This is a genomic window from Achromobacter sp. HZ01 (genome assembly GCF_003267925.1).
Taxonomy (GTDB): domain Bacteria; phylum Pseudomonadota; class Gammaproteobacteria; order Burkholderiales; family Burkholderiaceae_B; genus Achromobacter; species Achromobacter pulmonis_A.
This window is the reverse complement of sequence record NZ_LWKV01000002.1, coordinates 819,347-835,839: the sequence shown is the minus strand read 5'-3', so window position 1 is coordinate 835,839 and position 16,493 is coordinate 819,347. Positions and strand designations below refer to the sequence as shown.

12 protein-coding genes and 1 tRNA gene are annotated in these 16,493 nt (G+C 61.9%); 6 read left to right on the top strand and 7 right to left on the bottom strand.

Going from position 1 to position 16,493, the window contains the following annotated elements; translation table 11 throughout:
* Window positions 1–6 precede the first annotated feature (6 nt).
* Window positions 7–2,934: an SNF2-related protein gene (locus tag A6B37_RS12855; RefSeq protein WP_111825962.1), complete on the bottom strand. Its 2,928-nt coding sequence runs from the start codon at window positions 2,932–2,934 to the stop codon at window positions 7–9.
* Between the two features lie 2 nt (window positions 2,935–2,936).
* Window positions 2,937–3,515, bottom strand: coding sequence for a recombinase family protein (locus A6B37_RS12850; protein WP_111825961.1), 579 nt, complete (start codon window positions 3,513–3,515; stop codon window positions 2,937–2,939).
* A gap of 679 nt (window positions 3,516–4,194) precedes the next feature.
* On the opposite strand from A6B37_RS12850, the gene A6B37_RS12845 reads away from it, so the two are divergent.
* Both A6B37_RS12845 and A6B37_RS12840 read left to right on the top strand, forming a co-directional pair.
* Window positions 4,195–4,773, top strand: a complete 579-nt coding sequence (locus tag A6B37_RS12845; RefSeq protein WP_146748008.1) for a hypothetical protein — start codon at window positions 4,195–4,197, stop codon at window positions 4,771–4,773.
* Window positions 4,757–5,698: a hypothetical protein gene (locus tag A6B37_RS12840; protein ID WP_146748007.1), complete on the top strand. Its 942-nt coding sequence runs from the start codon at window positions 4,757–4,759 to the stop codon at window positions 5,696–5,698. The genes A6B37_RS12845 and A6B37_RS12840 overlap by 17 nt, the downstream gene beginning before the upstream one ends.
* Before the next feature lie 408 nt (window positions 5,699–6,106).
* Here A6B37_RS12840 and A6B37_RS26080 read toward each other — a convergent pair whose 3' ends face one another.
* The 4 genes from A6B37_RS26080 to A6B37_RS12820 all read right to left on the bottom strand — a co-directional run bounded on the left by A6B37_RS26080 (window position 6,107) and on the right by A6B37_RS12820 (window position 9,654).
* Window positions 6,107–6,733 carry a hypothetical protein gene (locus tag A6B37_RS26080; RefSeq protein WP_020926180.1) on the bottom strand — a complete coding sequence of 209 codons (627 nt, stop codon included), beginning with the start codon at window positions 6,731–6,733 and terminating at the stop codon, window positions 6,107–6,109.
* A 61-nt stretch (window positions 6,734–6,794) separates the two neighbouring features.
* Window positions 6,795–7,922 (bottom strand): site-specific integrase, encoded by a 1,128-nt coding sequence (locus A6B37_RS12830; RefSeq protein ID WP_111825959.1) that lies wholly within the window; start codon window positions 7,920–7,922, stop codon window positions 6,795–6,797.
* A 134-nt stretch (window positions 7,923–8,056) separates the two neighbouring features.
* Window positions 8,057–8,141: transfer RNA gene (locus A6B37_RS12825), tRNA-Leu, on the bottom strand.
* A 115-nt stretch (window positions 8,142–8,256) separates the two neighbouring features.
* The gene (locus A6B37_RS12820; protein ID WP_111825958.1) at window positions 8,257–9,654 is read right to left on the bottom strand and encodes a uracil-xanthine permease family protein; all 1,398 of its coding nucleotides are present in this window, start codon (window positions 9,652–9,654) and stop codon (window positions 8,257–8,259) included.
* A 206-nt stretch (window positions 9,655–9,860) separates the two neighbouring features.
* Here A6B37_RS12820 and htpG point away from each other — a divergent pair, with 206 nt between their 5' ends.
* Window positions 9,861–11,759, top strand: coding sequence for a molecular chaperone HtpG (htpG, locus tag A6B37_RS12815; RefSeq protein ID WP_102773420.1), 1,899 nt, complete (start codon window positions 9,861–9,863; stop codon window positions 11,757–11,759).
* A gap of 64 nt (window positions 11,760–11,823) precedes the next feature.
* On the opposite strand, the gene A6B37_RS12810 is transcribed toward htpG, so the two are convergent.
* On the bottom strand, window positions 11,824–12,816 hold the full coding sequence (locus A6B37_RS12810; RefSeq protein WP_168202188.1) for a LacI family DNA-binding transcriptional regulator: 993 nt from the start codon (window positions 12,814–12,816) through the stop codon (window positions 11,824–11,826).
* 155 nt (window positions 12,817–12,971) lie between these two features.
* On the opposite strand from A6B37_RS12810, the gene A6B37_RS12805 reads away from it, so the two are divergent.
* The 3 genes from A6B37_RS12805 to A6B37_RS12795 all read left to right on the top strand — a co-directional run bounded on the left by A6B37_RS12805 (window position 12,972) and on the right by A6B37_RS12795 (window position 16,493).
* A complete protein-coding gene (locus A6B37_RS12805) occupies window positions 12,972–14,675 on the top strand; it encodes a thiamine pyrophosphate-binding protein (RefSeq protein ID WP_111825956.1) in 1,704 nt (567 codons plus the stop codon).
* Window positions 14,676–14,683: 8 nt separating this feature from the next.
* Entirely contained in the window at window positions 14,684–15,400 is a 717-nt protein-coding gene (locus A6B37_RS12800; protein WP_111825955.1) for an SDR family NAD(P)-dependent oxidoreductase, read from the top strand.
* 76 nt (window positions 15,401–15,476) lie between these two features.
* Window positions 15,477–16,493 carry an ABC transporter substrate-binding protein gene (locus A6B37_RS12795; RefSeq protein WP_111825954.1) on the top strand — a complete coding sequence of 339 codons (1,017 nt, stop codon included), beginning with the start codon at window positions 15,477–15,479 and terminating at the stop codon, window positions 16,491–16,493.

The following is a 16,493-nucleotide window of genomic DNA, read 5'->3' as shown; positions in this document are numbered from 1 at the left end:
ATCGGGTTAGAGCACCTGCCAGCGCACGCTGAACAGGCTCTCGTTGCTTGTTTTTTCTTGCAGGCGCTGCTGGAGCGAGGCAATCAATTCGTCGCGTTTGGCAATGATCTCGTCCTCGACGGCGAAAATTTCCTGCCGCAGACGTCGTTGCTTGCGCTCCAGCTCAGACAGTTCGCGCTGGATGCCGTCTTGCTCCTGCAAGGTGACAGCCTTGCGGGCCTCGCGCTTCAACTGCGCGATGCGTGCCTTGGTGTTCTTCAGGGCTTCCTCTGCGGCCAGCAGCTTGTCGTCAGCCCAGCGTTCCAGCTTGTCGCGTTCTTCATTGAACAGGCGTTGGTTGGCTTCCAGCACCTGGGCAATGGTGGCGGCGACTGCACGCTGGCTGTTAGCCAGCAGGCTCTCGGGCACGGTGGCGCTCAAAGGCGTGGGTTTGCCTGCGGCTGGAATGGCCATCAGCTTTTCGCAGGTCTCCTGATCCAGTACCTGGCCATCGTCAATAAGGCCGGAGAACAACAGCGCCTCTGTGGTCTCGAAGGCAGTCACTTCCAGTCGAGCCAGCGTCAGCCAGCCTGACTTGCCGCGCAGTTTCTCGATCACGGAGACGCGCGCGCCGTGTTTGTCGTAGTCGAGCTTCAATGTGGCGACGGGCGTAGCCGCATTAAGGCTGGCTTCAATACTCCATTCCCCAAGCGGGTGGCTGAGGCGGTAGGCGTGCGCCAGCATGTCCGGCTGCGCCGCCCCACGGATGAGCTGATAGCGACCTGTAGCAATTCCAGTTGGCGGCGTGCTCAGAGAGAAGGCGTAGGACTGCTCGTCGAAACGTGCCCGCTCGCTCAATGCATAGCGGGTAACACCCCAAAACCAGCGGCCCAGCTTGTCGAGTCGGGCTTCGGCTTCGTCCAATCGCAGCTTGAGGCGGTCGTGAACATCTTCGTCGAAGTGCTCCAGCAGCTCGGACTGGGTGTCTTTGATGCGGTTGGCGATAACTTCTTCCAGTTCGGCTTGCAGGGAGTTGAAGGCGGCCTCGATTTCTTCAGGCTGGCGACAGGTATCGTAGATCTGGAGGATGCGCTTCTCGAAGTCGAGGCCGCCTTCAATGCGGCCTAGCACTTCATCGCTCGCACCAAACACGCCGGAGAACAAGTTGAACTTTTCGGTGAGCAGTTCCAGCACGCGCTGGTCGGCCTGGTTTCGGGTGTTGAGGAAGTTGATGACGACTACGTCGAAACGCTGGCCGTAGCGGTGGCAGCGGCCAATGCGCTGCTCGACGCGCTGCGGGTTCCACGGCAGGTCATAGTTGATGATAAGCGCGCAGAACTGCAGGTTGACACCTTCGGCAGCCGCTTCGGTAGCGATCATGATTTCCGCGCCGGTGCCATCGTCCTTGCGGAAATGGTCGATCAGCGCGGTGCGGCGATCTACTTGCGGCGAGCCGGTGACACTATCCGTGCCTTTGTGCTCTTCCAGCCAGCGCTGGTAGATGGCCGTGGAATCTTCATGGTTGTTGGTGCCGCTGAACAGCACCAGCTTGCCTGCGTGACCGTTGGCACAAAGAAAGCGGTGCAGGTACTCCTGCGTGCGTCTGGACTCCGTGAAGATGATGGCTTTGCGTGGCGCACCCAGCTCGGCCATTTTGTTGAAGCCCAGAGTGAGCGCTTTCAGCAGTGCCTGCGCCTTGGTGTCAATTTGCAGCGCTTGTGCAGCATCGATGAGCGCGGTCAGTTCCGCGATCTCGGCGGTGATGACGGCGCGGACGGCATGGGCATCTTTTGCAGTGCCCGGCGTGCCGTCTTCGGATGGCTCAGCCGTGGGTGTTTCGGTGTCTTCGTCGGCCTCGATGGCTTCCTCTTCCAGATAGTCCGGCTCCAAGTCGTCCTCGGCGATAAGCCGTTCGACCAGTTGGCTGCCGTCGTCTTCCGTTTTGTCTGCCGTGAGCAAGCCGTGCAGGCGCTCGCGGATGGCGACTAACGTGGCAGCGACGGCGGGCGCACTGGACGCCAGCAGCTTGCGCAAGATCAGCCCCGTGAGGTGGCGCTGCTGTCTGGGTAGAGCGTAGGAGTTTTCCTTTTGCAGAAAGGCCGAGATGCGCTCGTACAGCGCCTGCTCATCGTCAGTGGGATTGAACGGCTGGGTTAGGGCCTTGCGCTCGGTGTATTTGATGTACTCCAGTACGTCACGGCGCAGCGTGCGCTTGGCGAAGCTGGCAAGTCGCTCACGCAGTTCATCCAGGCCCGTTCCGCTGTTCATGAATTGCTTACGGAAGGCGGTTTCGTCGCCGAACAGGTGCTCGTCAATCAGCGTGGATAGGCCGTACAGTTCTATCAATGAATTCTGCAGCGGCGTGGCGGTGAGCAGCAGTTTCTTGCGACCTTGCAGTGCACGCTTGAGCGCCTGCCCGGTACGGTTGCTGGCGCGGTGCGCATTGCGCAGCTTGTGCGCTTCATCGATGACCACCACATCCCAAGGCACGGCGCGCAGCTCAGCTTCCAGCTTGGCGGCAAACTGGTAGGACATGATCACGACCGCTTTCCCAACCTGCCGTTGCAAGGTGGCGAGCATGTCACCAACGGACTGCTTGCGCAGCGAAACGGCATCGACCACGGTGGTGGGCACGGCGAACTTGTCGTGCAGCTCTTGCCCCCATTGTTTGCGCAGGCTGGCAGGGCAGATGACCAGAAGCCGGCGACGGCGTTCAGCCCAGTATTGGCAAATTACCAGCGCAGCTTCGATGGTCTTGCCCAGCCCCACCTCGTCAGCCAGCAGTACACCTTCCTGCAATGGGTTCCGAAGGGCGAACAGCGCCGCCTCGATCTGATGCGGGTTCAAATCGACGCTGGCATCGAACAGCGATTGGGAAAGGCGATCTATGCCATCGGCGGCGTGTCGCCGTGTCAGCTCGTGGGCGTAGTACTTGGCGTGGTAGGCTGAATACATCGTCAGCTGTCTCGCTTATTCGGCGTGACTACACCTACGTACTTATAGAGCGTTGTCCGAGAAACGCCATAACGGCGCGCCACATCAGCCACTTTGATGTCAGGTGAATTCAGGAGTGCTTTGATTTCTCGCACATCCTTTTCCCCCAGCTTTGGCTTGCGTCCACCCGACCGGCCACGGGCACGAGCAGCAGCCAAACCGGCTTGTGTCCGCTCACGGATCAAGCCACGCTCAAATTCGGCCAGCGCTGCGAACACATGAAAAATCAGCTTGCCTGCCGCGCTGCCGGTTTCGATCTTTTCTGTCAAACTCTCAAACCCGACGCCACGCTGCTCAAGATCGGTCACGATCTGCACTAGGTCGGGCAAGCTCCGGCCAAGGCGATCCAGCCGCCAGACGACTAGGGTGTCCCCAGCCCGGAGCGCCTTTCGGCATTGCCCGAGCTCGGGGCGAGCCGCATTCTTTCCGCTGGCCGCTTCCTCGTAGATCGCGCCGCACCCCGCCTGTTGGAGCGCATCACGCTGCAGGTCAAGGTGCTGATCATCGGTCGATACGCGGGCGTAGCCTATGCGTTGATTCATGGACGCATCCAGGACATTGAAAACTTGACGCCGATATTAACACTCATAGGCGGCTTTCACGGACACAAGTGCGCCACTTTGATCTGTTCAGAAAACCACCGTTTGATGGACACATTCCGAGCTGCACGGAAGCCTGCAAGCGAATAACAAGAAGTTGACCATGAGTGGAAAGAAAGCCGAGCACTCGTTTTTAAACAGCGCGCCTGCCGTGCCTCCGCACCGCTCGGTTCCCCTGATGGGTAGTGGGCCTTGAACTTGGGGCATAACCACGTGTGGTCGTGGCCTCCGTATGCCTACTTCCGACTCCTGAGCGGTCATAGCAAACCGTTTCACCCCATTGACCGCAATGGGTCGTTATCGGCCGGTCGCTCAGTTTTGGTAGGTGGTTATCAGCATTGACCGAAAGCCAATTTCTATGCGGCTACATCTCCCGAGCTACTCAAGGTAACATACTGTTTCTTGTCGTAGGCTGGCATGGTTTTGAAAGCGGCTTTTGGAAGGACAACAGTCAGGCGCCAGGAGTCGAGACCTGTGGAAGTGGGCATTGCAAGCTTTGCATACATAGGATCCTATAAGGGATGGTTCTCATTGGAATCCAGATATGGGCCGAGAATCGACCAGCCTGGCAACATATACGGTTGTTGTGCTCCACGCATACATGGTTTAAGGGGAGACATTCGTGCTGCCAGAATTCAATGCTTCCGGCGTGCTGCCACCATTTGTTGGTGAAAACCCGGGCATGGAGCGAAATCTCGCGTCGCCATACGAGACGACGATGCGTGGTTTCGTCAACCAATTCGGTCAGTCGCCGCCAAGGCGAAACATCCTGCGACGGCTGCTGGCATATCGCCAGGCCCTGCGGAACATTGGCATCACTACGGGATTCCAAATGTTCGATGGCAGTTTCGTGGAAGACTGCGAGCGCCTGCGCGCCCGCCCGCCATCTGACCTTGACGTCGTCACCTTTTCGCACCTGCCTGTGCTCCCGCACCAAGTCATGGAGTTTGTCCAGCAGAATGCAGCGCTGTTTGATCGGGACACCGTGAAGGAAGAGTATTGCTGTGACTCCTTCTTCATTGACCTTACCAAGGACGCAAGATACGTGGTTGCAGACACCATGTATTGGTATGGTCTCTTCTCGCACCAGCGTGACACTTTCATGTGGAAAGGGCTTGTCACCGTACCCCTGATGAGCGACGACGCTGACGCGCTTGTCTTGCTTGACACAGTCGAGGCGGGCCATGCTCAAGAAACTTGAACTTCAGTCACTGCGAGCGGACATCAGTTCCTTGGATCGACTCTTGCAAGGCCGCACTGCGGAGAACGACCCCATCGGCTTTCTGCAGTTAAACAAGAGACGAGCCGCCCTGGCGGCAAAGTTGGCTGAGGTCGAAATGGCAGCCCAACACAAAGCGGCGGTGGCACTGTTCTTTGCCGGTGGGCCTGTAGTTGGCTCTAGGGGTATCGACGCGACGTTCGCAGGCAAGACGGTTGCCCTCTTCCAGGACTTAGTGTCCAAGCAGTTCGCGATGGAGGAGGTTGGGGAGGTTGGCCGTCGGGGGCCGGTGGCGCTGCAGGCGAACTCCGACTTGCTCGTTACCAATGTTGTTCGTGGCTCTGTAGGCCTGTTGCTCGAGGAAGCGGATCAGAACGCCGCCTTCGCAGACACGCAATTGAAAGTCGTCGTTGATCATGTCATTGATACCTTGGCCGCCGCCACTGCGCCAGCAATGGATGCTTTCGAGCAGGCGCTCGATGGCATGGCGCCGCGCTTTCTCACTGCGCTGGGAGACTTCTTTGAAGTCATGGACGAGAGGCGTGCATTGCTCAGGGTAGTTGAAAGTGACCGTGAGATTGAATTCAATAGCGAAGCTATCCAGCGAGGTCGAGAACGCGCTCGCGCCGCTGATATTGACGAGCAAGAGCACGAGGAATTCGTCGGTAAGGTCTTTATCCTGCCGGATTCGCGACGATTCGAGTTGCGCATCATCGACGGTGAGCCGCCGATAACCGGCATGGTTGCGCGGGAGTTTGCTCGCCGTGACTTGGAGGCTCTGCTTGCTGCCGGCAATGCCATCGGTGAACGTTGGCGCGTGCGGATCAGGACCCGCACCCTCACCCGCCCTGCGAGACCAATGAAGATTACCTATACCCTTCTCGGGATGATCGAGCGCGTGGATTGAGCTAAAAAGGCCGCCGTTGATTGAATTTTGAGCTTGGGCAGTCACTTTGCAATCTTCATTGTCTCTAATCTGACAGCGACGACGGGCAGGGATAGCTCCAACAGATGGTTTGGATTGCTCATAGTCTCAACCACCCAGTCATTGATGTCATTGACGACACGTTGGCAATACGGCCCGTACCGACCGCTCTTTGTTGCAAACTTGTTGACCGCTATGACACCGGGGGGTGTTCATTGGGTACTCGGGGTGAGTGGCCAGAATCCGCAGCAAAGCAATCGGGCATTTAGTTGTCGAACTTCCGATTCGGGTCGTTCTGCGACCCTTCAACCCTCAAGATGGCGTAGAACCAAAGAAAAGGCCCTTCACTCAAGGAGAAAGGCCTTTCGTTTTACAGCTGCCTCAGGGTCGTTATCCGCGCTTGAACAGGCGCTCGTGCATCCATCCATCATTGGTCAGGATGACTGCCGCTTTACCCTGTATATCTCCCTGAGTCTGTTCCGCAAAATTCTTGTAATTGGCACGCATGCCTTCCGATTTGGCCCAGTCATCTGCACCTTCTACCTTGTAGCGGTAGTTCACCTGCGACAGCTTTACGCCCATCATGTCGCTGGGTTCAGTAAAGTTGCTCACTTCCACAACGGTGTACTTGCCGGTGCAGAAGGCATCTTGTCCAGCCATCGTATTGGCACCATTGGCGACGAGGAATTTCTTGCCGGTGTCAGTGACTTGGTACTCGGTGGCCGGCTCCATCTTGTTGCCAAACATGGCTTTGACTTCGGTGTCTCGCTTCGTCAGCAGCCCGGCATCGACCAGCGCGTCGGCGCGCTTCTTGCTCTGGCCGCCCAGCATGTCTTGATTCGCCAGGGTGAACGGCAAGCCCTTTGCAGGAATCGCAGCGCACAGACCCTTCTGAGTGTCCAGGTATGCCTGTATGGCCTTGCTGAAGTTGCTCTTGTTAGCGTCCTTGGCGCTGCCGCATGCGGCAAGGGTAAGGGCAAGGCTGCTGATGGCGACGATCTTGATAGCGGTATGCAAAACTAGCTTCTTCCGTAGGTTAAGACAATCGGTTATTCATTATGGCAACGCGATGGAGCGATTATGCGTTGTTCTCTGTTTGGGAGTCGGCCTCACTCCGTTGTTTAGAAGTGGGCGGCGCGCGACGCGCGAGGCGGTCCAGCTTCTGCACCAGGTCTTCGGCCCGCAGGTGCGTATAGCGCTTGAGCATCTGCATCGACTTGTGGCCGCTGATGGCCGACACCTCCTGATCGCTCAAGCCGGCTTCCACGAACCGGCTGACAGCCTCGTGTCGCAGGTCGTGAAAGCGGAAGTCTTCAAGGCCCGCTGCTCGCTTGGCATCGGTCCATGCTTTGTCGAACAGGTAGGGGCGTCGTATGCCATCCCGGCCGGGTTCACCGAAGAACACCAGTTCGGTTTCGGCCGGGCGCAAGGGGTTGGCAAGTGCCTCGGTGAACACGCGCGTTGCCTCGGCAGTCAGCGGGACGGTGCGGGGCGAAGAGTTCTTGGTGTGCTCTAGCCGCACGACGCGCCGCTCGATGTCCACTTGCCGCATACGCAGCGTCGCAATCTCGGACAGCCGCATACCGGTCTGGACGGCAATGCGGACGATCCAGCCGAACATCGGGTTCGAATGCCTATCGACGGCTCGCAGCAGACGGTTCTGCTCTTCGGGAGTCAATCGCCGGTTGCGGCCCGAGCCGGGGGCAGGGCGGCGAATGTTGGACACGGGATTGAAGGGCAGGCCGATGCCCCATTCTTTGATCGCGACGGTGAACAGGTGGCCCAGCAGTGCCAGTTCCAAGCGTACCGTGTTGTTACTGCGAGGCCGTGGCTTGCCATTTTTGTCCGGGTCACCAGCCAGTCGCATGTCACGGAACTGCGCCACGATCTCGGCGTTCAGGGCGGCCAGTGAATACTTGCCAAGATGCCGGATGATGACCTGCGCCTTCTTCTGTTCGCCGGCTTGGGTCGAGGCCCGCTTGGTGGGCGTGACTTCCTTGAGATAGCGGGTCAGCGCCGCTTCGACGGTCATGCGCTCGGCGGGTGCGCGCTGGATATATACGCCGCGCACCATTTCGTCTTCGGTACGGCGCGCCCAGTCTTCGGCATCCCGCTTGGTGCGGAACGTCTTGGCCGTGGCCGGCCAGCCTGTCTTGCGGATGAGGGCTTTCCAAGTGCCCGACGAAGTCTTAACGATCGTAGCCATGAGTACTCCGTATGGGGCTAGCGCCGCATCACTGTACCGAAACTGTACCTGACCACAATTTTAGGAAAATCCCCCGGTGCGGGGCTTGTACTGCGAAATCTTCTAATGGCTTGAATTAGCAGAAGATTTGGGGATGGTGCCCGGGGCCGGAATCGAACCGGCACGCCTTGCGGCGGGGGATTTTGAGTCCCCTGCGTCTACCAATTTCACCACCCGGGCTAGGAGGTCGCGCACGCGTACTGATGACGGTCGCGGGAGATGCGAAGACGGCGATTATATGCGGTCTGGGGGAAATTGTCAGGCAAGGGGCCGCGCCCCTTGCCTGGCGGGGCGCTTACGCCGGCTTCTTTTCGGGCAGGAACCAGTTCATCACCAGGGCGCAGATGCCGCCGGTGGCGACGCCGGATTCGAGGATGTTTTTCACGGCGTGGGGCAGGTGCGAGAGGATCTCGGGCACTTGCGAGACGCCCAGGCCCAGCGCCAGGGAGACGGCGATGATGAGCAGAGCGCGGCGGTCGAGCTGGATGCCGGCCAGGATGTTGATGCCGGAGGCGGCGACCGCGCCGAACATGACCATGGCGGCGCCGCCGAGCACGGGTTCGGGCACGGCTTGCAGGATGCCGGCGACGGCGGGGAAGAGGCCCAGCAGGATCAGCATGCCGGCGATCCAGACGCCGACGTGGCGGCTGGCGATGCCGGTGAGCTGGATGACGCCGTTGTTCTGCGCGAAGACGGAGCTGGGGAAGGTGTTGAATATGCCGGCCAGCAGGGAGTTGGCGCCGTTGACCAGCACGCCGCCCTTGATGCGCTGCATCCACAGCGGGCCTTCGACGGGCTGCTTGGAGACCTTGCTGGTGGCGGTGACGTCGCCGATGGCTTCCAGCGAGGTGACCAGGTAGATGATGAGCATGGGCACGAACAGCGGCCACGAGAAGCCCAGGCCGAAGTGCAGCGGGGTGGGTATCTGGAACAGGGCGGCTTCGCGCGCGCCGGTGAAGTCCAGGCGGCCCATGTAGGCGGCGGCGAGGTAGCCGACGGCCAGGGCCAGCACCAGGGCGGTGCTGCGGACCCAGACGACGGGCACGCGGTTGAGCAGGACGATGGTGCCCAGGACCAGGCCGGACAGGGTGAGGTTTTCGGCGCTGGCGAAGGTGCCGTTGGACATGGCGCTGTAGCCGCCGCCCATGCTGATGAGGCCGACCTTGATGAGGGTCAGGCCGATGAGCAGCACGACGATGCCGGTGACCAGCGGGGTGATGAGGCGCTTGACGAAGGGCAGGATGCGGCTGATGCCCATTTCGACGAAGGAGCCGGCGATGACGACGCCGAAGATGGCGGCCATGACGGCTTCGACCGGGGTGCCTTGCTTGACCATGACCGAGCCGCCGGCGATCAGCGGGCCGACGAAGTTGAAGCTGGTGCCCTGCACGATGAGCAGGCCGGCGCCCAGCGGGCCGAACCGGCGGCACTGGACGTAGGTGGCGATGCCGGAGATCACCAGCGACATGGACACGATCAGGGTGGTGTCGCGGCTGGGGACGTCCAGGGCCTGGCAGATCAGCAGGCCGGGGGTGACGATGGGGACCAGGATGGCGAGCAGGTGCTGCAGGGCCGCGAGAAAGGCGATGGGCGGCGCGGGGCGGTCGTCGGGGCCGTAGACCAGGTCGTGGCTGGGTTCGTCGGCGTCGGAGGCGCCGTGGGATGCGGGCTGGGCAAGGGAGGCGGATTGCATGGCGGAGGGCCGGCCGGGGCGGGATGCGGGAAGAAAGTGCGGGATTTTAGCGGGTAAGGGCCTGCGATGCCCCTGGGGCGGGGTCCCGGGGTCTTGAAAAAGCGACATAGACCTTCATATAGGCAGGGTTTCCCGGCGACCGCGCGGGCGCGAGCCCCGGTGACGGGATTATTTGTCCCTAATATTTTTGACCTTTACGTAAAACCATGAGCCAAACCGCCACGTCTTCCGCGTCCGAAACCCTGGGGTTCCAGGCCGAGGTGAAGCAGCTGCTGCACCTGATGATTCATTCGCTGTACAGCAACAAGGAAATTTTCCTGCGCGAGCTGGTGTCGAACGCATCGGACGCCTGCGACAAGCTGCGCTTCGAGGCCATCGACCGTCCCGAGCTGCTCGAAGGAGACGGCGAGCTGGCGATCACGGTGGCCTACGATAAGGCGGCCCGCACGATCACGATTTCGGACAACGGCATCGGCCTGTCGCGTGAAGAGGCGGTGGCCAATCTGGGCACGATCGCGCGCTCTGGCACGCGCGAGTTCTTCTCGCAGCTGACGGGCGACAAGCAGAAGGATGCGCAGCTGATCGGCCAGTTCGGCGTGGGCTTTTATTCTTCGTTCATCGTGGCCGACAAGGTGACGGTGCTGAGCCGCCGCGCCGGCGGCACGGAAGCGATCCAGTGGGAATCGGACGGCCAGGGCGAGTTCACGATCGCCGCGGCCGAGAAGGCCACGCGCGGCACCGACGTGACGCTGCACCTGCGCGCCGACGAGGACGAGCTGCTCAACGGCTGGAAGCTGCGCGAGATCCTGCGCCGCTATTCCGATCACATCTCGCTGCCCATCCGCATGGCCAAGGAAGAGTGGGATCAGGAGAAGGGCGAGCAGGTCAAGACGGAAGCGCTGGAGACGGTGAACCAGGCCAATGCGCTGTGGGCCCGCAGCAAGTCCGAGGTGACGGACGAGCAGTACCGCGAGTTCTACAAGACGGTGTCGCACGACTACGACGATCCGCTGGCCTGGACGCACAACCGCGTGGAAGGCCGCAGCGAATACACGCAGTTGCTGTACGTGCCCAAGCACGCGCCGATGGACCTGTGGGACCGCGACGGCCGCCGCGGCGTGAAGCTGTACGTCAAGCGCGTGTTCATCATGGACGACGCCGACCAGCTGCTGCCGTCCTATCTGCGCTTCGTGCGCGGGGTGATCGATTCGGCGGACTTGCCGCTGAACGTGTCGCGCGAGATCCTGCAGGAAAGCCGCGACGTGCGCGCGATCCGCGAGGGCTCGGCCAAGCGCGTGCTGTCTCTGCTGGAGGATATGGCCGAGAACAAGAAGGAAGACTACGCGACGTTCTGGTCGGAGTTCGGCCAGGTGCTGAAGGAAGGCGCGGGCGAGGACCACGCCAACCTGGAGCGCATCGCCAAGCTGATGCGCTTCGCGTCCACGCACACCGGCGACCAGGCGCAGACCGTGTCCTTCGCCGACTACGTGTCGCGCATGAAGGAAGGCCAGGACAAGATCTACTACGTGACGGCCGATACGTTCGCCGCCGCCAGCAACAGCCCGCACCTGGAGATCTTCCGCAAGAAGGGCATCGAGGTGCTGCTGCTGTCCGACCGCGTGGACGAGTGGATGCTGTCCTACCTGCGCGAGTTCGACGGCAAGTCGCTGGTGTCGGTGGCCAAGGGCGGCCTGGACCTGGCCGAGCTGGCCGACGAGGAAGAAAAGAAGCACCAGGCCGAAGTGGCCGAGGACTTCAAGCCGCTGGTCGAACGCCTGCAGAAGACGCTGGAAGACCAGGTCAAGGAAGTGCGCGTGACGCTGCGCCTGGTGGATTCGCCGGCTTGCGTGGTGGTGGGCCAGAACGAACTGAGCCCGCACCTGCTGCGCATGCTGAAGGCGGCCGGCCAGGAAGCGCCCAACGTCAAGCCGGTGCTGGAGATCAACCCCGAGCATCCGCTGCTGGCGCGCATCCGCGCGGCCGAAGATGGCGAGTTCGACCAGTGGGCCCGGCTGCTGCTGGACCAGGCCCTGCTGGCCGAAGGCGCGCAGATCGCCGACCCGGCGGCTTTCGTGAAGCGTTTGAACGCGCTGCTGCTGAAGTAAGCGGCTGGCGGGTTTGATGGAAGAGGGCGTCCTTGGGACGCCCTTTTTTTGCATCCAGCCCCGGCTACGGCATCTTGGCGGGGCCGGTCGAGCTTCGCTTTATCAGCGCGGTGGGCAGCATTTGCGGCGGCGGCATGGCATTGTCCGAATCTATCGCGGCCAGCAGCGTTTCCGCTGCGGTGGCCCCGATCTCTACCGACGGGAAATGGACGGTGGTGAGTGGGGGATCCACGAACGCCGCGAATTCGCTGTTGTTGAAACCAATGACCGAGACATCGCGCGGAATATCCAGGCCGGCCTCGCGCAAGCCGGCCATGGCGCCGAGGGCCAGGTAGTCGTTGCCGCATATCAGGGCGGAAAAGGGCTGTTTTTCGTCCAACAGCCGGCGCGCGGCCCGATAGCCGTCGGCAAACTCATAGTCGGCTTCGGTGATCAAGTTGCGCGACAGGCGGCCGCCTCCCGCCGCAATGGTTTCAAGCACGCCCTGGTAGCGCTGCCGGGCCCGCTGATTGGACGCGAGATGGCCGCTGATGAACGCGAACTCGCGGTGGCCCAGGCCGAGCAAGTGCTCGGCGGCTTGCCGGCCGGCGACATAGTTGTCGAAGCCGATGGCGCCGGGCGGGGCGTTGCTTGCATCGGCCCAGATCGTGGCGACGGGCAAGCCGTTCTTGGTAATCAGGTCCAGCCACTGCGGCGGGTAGTCGTTGCCCAGCAGGACGATGGCGTCCACCCCGCGTTCGATCAGCGTGCGCAAGGGGCGCAGGTCGGCCTGTTCCTCGACCGGCGGTTGCGCCAGCAGCAAGGTGTAGTTGTGCTTGCCCAGCCCATGCCGCAGCGCCTCTATGGTCTGCGCGAAAGCCGATGCGCCGATGCGCGGCACGACCGCGCCGATGCTGTGCGTGCGCCGGGATACCAGTGCGCGGCCCACGCCCTGCGGCACATATCCCAGCGCGGTCACCGCGGCGTTGATGCGATGCCGGGTTTCCGCGTCGACCATTTCCGGGCGGTGCAGCGCGCGCGATACGGTGCTGATGGAGACCCCGACCATGCGGGCCACGTCCTGCAAGCTGGCTGCCATGCTGTTCCAATCTGTTCGTGCAAACGTTGGTCAAAAATATACCACCACTAAGGGAATTCACCCATGTGAAGTGCCATTGACATGAAAATGCAAACGTTTGTATTGTGAAAAAAAGGCCTTTTCAAGGAAATGACATGGATGGACTTGCCAGCGCAGCCCCCGTGACGACCAAGCAGGCGATCGTCAGGACGCTTGTGGAACTGAAAGTGGACTACGCCTTCACTTTGCCGGGCCTGGGGGTGACGTGGATGCTGGACGAGTTCCACCAGGCCAGAGACGCATTGCGCGTGATCCTGACCAGGGGCGAGCAGGTCGCCTCCATCATGGCGCAGGTCGTGGGTCGGTTGACCGGCAAGCCCGGGCTGTACATGGGCCAGGGACCCTTCGCGAGCACGACGGGCGCGTTCGGGATACTGGAGGCCTATTTCGCTGGCTCGCCCATGCTGGTGCTGACCGATACCTCCTGCTATGACGGCTTCGGCATGTACGGCGTCTACCAGACCATGACGGGCGACTATGGCGCGGCCGACGTCCGCGCCGTCATGAAAACCATGACCAAGTCCACCTTCTACGCCACCGAGCCGCACGAGGCGGTGTACGCCATCCAGCAAGCCTACAAGCAGGCAAGCCTGCCTCGCCAGGGGCCGACCGCCGTGGTGCTGAAGTCGCCCATCATTCGCCGGGAGATGCCGCAGCAGTCGCGCGTGCAGCTCTATCCGTCGCACGGTTACCAGGAAGTCGCGATGCCCCTGCCCGATCCGCAGGCCATCGAGGCGGCGGCGGACATGGCGGCGGCCGCCCAGCGTCCCGTGCTGATCGTGGGCAACGGCATGCAGAATCCCCGGGGCCGGAAGTTGGTCGCCGATCTGGCGGACAGGTTCGGCCTGGCGGTGGCGACCAGCTACAACGCCAAGGGCCTGGTGGACGAAACCTCCGCGATTTCGGTGGGCATGCTCGGCACCTGGGGCATGAAGTCGGCGAACGCCGCCGTGGAGGGCGCCGACATGCTGATCGTCGTGGGGGCCAGCCTGGGGGCCGACTACATCAAATTCCGCAACCCTGGCTTCATCAAGCCCGGGGTCCAGCGCATCGTTCAAATCGACGTCGATCCGCGCAATGCCGGCTGGGTCTATCCGGTAGACCTCGCCATATGCGCAGACGGCGGCGATGCAATCGAAGCCTTGCTCGGGCACGATCTGGGCGCGCACCGCAGGGGCGATCGCCTGAACTGGATCGCGGGGTTGCAGGCGGCCCATGCCGTGCGCGATACGCCTGCCCGCGCGGCGCCGAACATGCTGCATAACGCGGATGTCATCGAGGCGCTGGATGCCTTTCTCACCCCCGACGATATGTTGACGCTGGATGCCGGCACCAATCGAATCTGGGCGACGACGACGCTAAAGATACGCACGCCGGGGCAACTGGTGGTGCCGGGCGGCATCGGCGGGATGGGGTGGGGGGCGCCGGCGGCGGCGGCGGTCAAGCTGGTTTATCCGGAGAAGAACGTCGTCTGCCTGACGGGCGACGGCGGATTCGCCATGACCATGAACGTCATGGCTACCTGCGTGCAGGAGAAGCTGCCGATCACGGTCGTGGTGGCGAACAACAGCGGCCTGGGCATGGTGCGCGACAACCTGAAAGACCGCCGCATCGCGGTGGATTTTTCGCCGACCGACTTTGCCCAGATCGCGCGCGGCATGGGTTGCCGCGGCGTGAGCGTGACGACGCCGGCGCAGCTGGCGGCGGCGCTGGCGCAAGCGCGCGGGTCGGATGTCCCCACGGTCATAGACGTGGCGGTCGATCCGGCATCCAGCCACGTGGACGTATCGGACTATTGAGGCCGCCCATGAAACCCGTAGCCATTGTTACCGGCGGCGCGCGCAACATCGGCTGGGCCATTGCGCAGCGCCTGGCAGTCGACTATCGCGTCCTGATCGCCGACTTGTCCGAGCCGCAGCAGCCGTTGCCCGAGGGCTGCGACTACATCCGCGCGGACGTGTGCGATCCGCAGCAGGTAGGCGCGCTGTTCGTCCGCGCCGAAAAGAGCGGCCCTTTGCAGGCGCTGGTGCATTCCGCGGCGATTACGGCGCCCGCCCGGCCCATCGCCGACATTCCGCTGGAGGAGTGGCGGCGGCTCATGGACGTAAACCTGACCGGAACTTTTGTGGTGGCCCAGGCCGCCATCGGCCCGTTGTCGCGCGCCAAGGGAAGCATGACGCTGTTGACGTCCCGCGCTGGGAAAACGGGGTTCGCCGCGCTGAACGCCGGTAAAAGCGGCACCAAGGCCCACTACTGCGCGTCGAAGGCGGGGGTGATCTCCTTGATGAAGTCGCTGGCGACCGAGCTGGCGCCCGACGTACGCGTCAACGCCGTCGCGCCGGGGCCGATCGAGGGGGAAATGATTCCGCGCGACCGCTGGCCCGACATCGCCGCGAAAGTTCCGCTGGGCCGGCTTGGCACGGCCGCCGAGATCGCCGAGGCCGTGTATTTCCTGGCCAGCCCCGCGGCGAGTTTCATCACCGGTCATGTGCTGGACGTCAACGGGGGAACGTTGATGGATTAGCGGTATGGAACGCGCGGCGTGCAAGCGGGCATCAAGAGCCGTATGGCGCAGCGCTCAATTCGTGAAGGGGACAAAAATGAAGGTTCAAAACTTCAAAAGTATCCTGGGCCTGGCGTGTCTGGCGCTGTGCCTGGGCGCGGCGCCCGCTCGCGCGGAGGTCCAGGAAGTGCGTCTCGCCAGGCAGTACGGCATCGCCTACCTGCCCCTGATGGTGATGCAGGAACAGAAGCTGATAGAGAAGCACGCGCGCGAGCTTGGGCTGGCGGACGTCAAGGTGAGCTGGAATCAGTTCACCGGCGGATCGGTCATGAACGATGCGCTCATCGCGGGGGCCCTGGATTTCGCGGTGGCCGGGCCGCCGCCCTTTCTCACGATGTGGGCGCGTACCCGCAACACGCCGGCCAGCGTAATGGGGCTGGCTTCCCTCAACGCGATGCCCATGTACCTGGTAAGCCGGAATCCGGCGGTGAAGTCGGTCAAGGACTTCACGGACAAGGACAGGATCGTGGTGTCCGGAATCAAGGTTTCCACCCAGGCCGTCGTCTTGCAGATGGCCGCCGCCCAGGCTTTCGGGAAAGAAAAATACGATGTTCTGGACCGCTTGACGATCGCCATGCCTTTATCGGACAGCATGGCGATCATGTTGTCCGGAAAGGGGCAGGTGACCGCCGACTTCACGGTGCCTCCGTTTTCGTATCGGGAACTGAAGCAGCCGGGGTTCCATTCGGTCATCGATACCTATCAGGTGGTTGGAGGACCGAGCTCGACCAACGTGCTCTATACGACGACGCGGTTCCAGAAGGCCAATCCGAAGCTGACGCAGGCGGTGCTGAACGCGCTGGATGAAGCGCAGAAGTACATCACCGAAAACAAGCAGAAGGCGGCGCAGACTTATCTGGCCATCACCAAGGACACCGATCCTGTCGCGGATGTGGTCCAGATGCTGTCCGATCCCAAGGTCGAATACAACCTTACGCCGCAAGGGTTGATGGCCTTCGCGGAATTCATGCACCAGATAGGAACCATCAAGGCCAAGCCGGCAACCTGGAAGGAGCTGTTCGTAGACCAGGTTCATGGCCTGCCCGGGAACTAG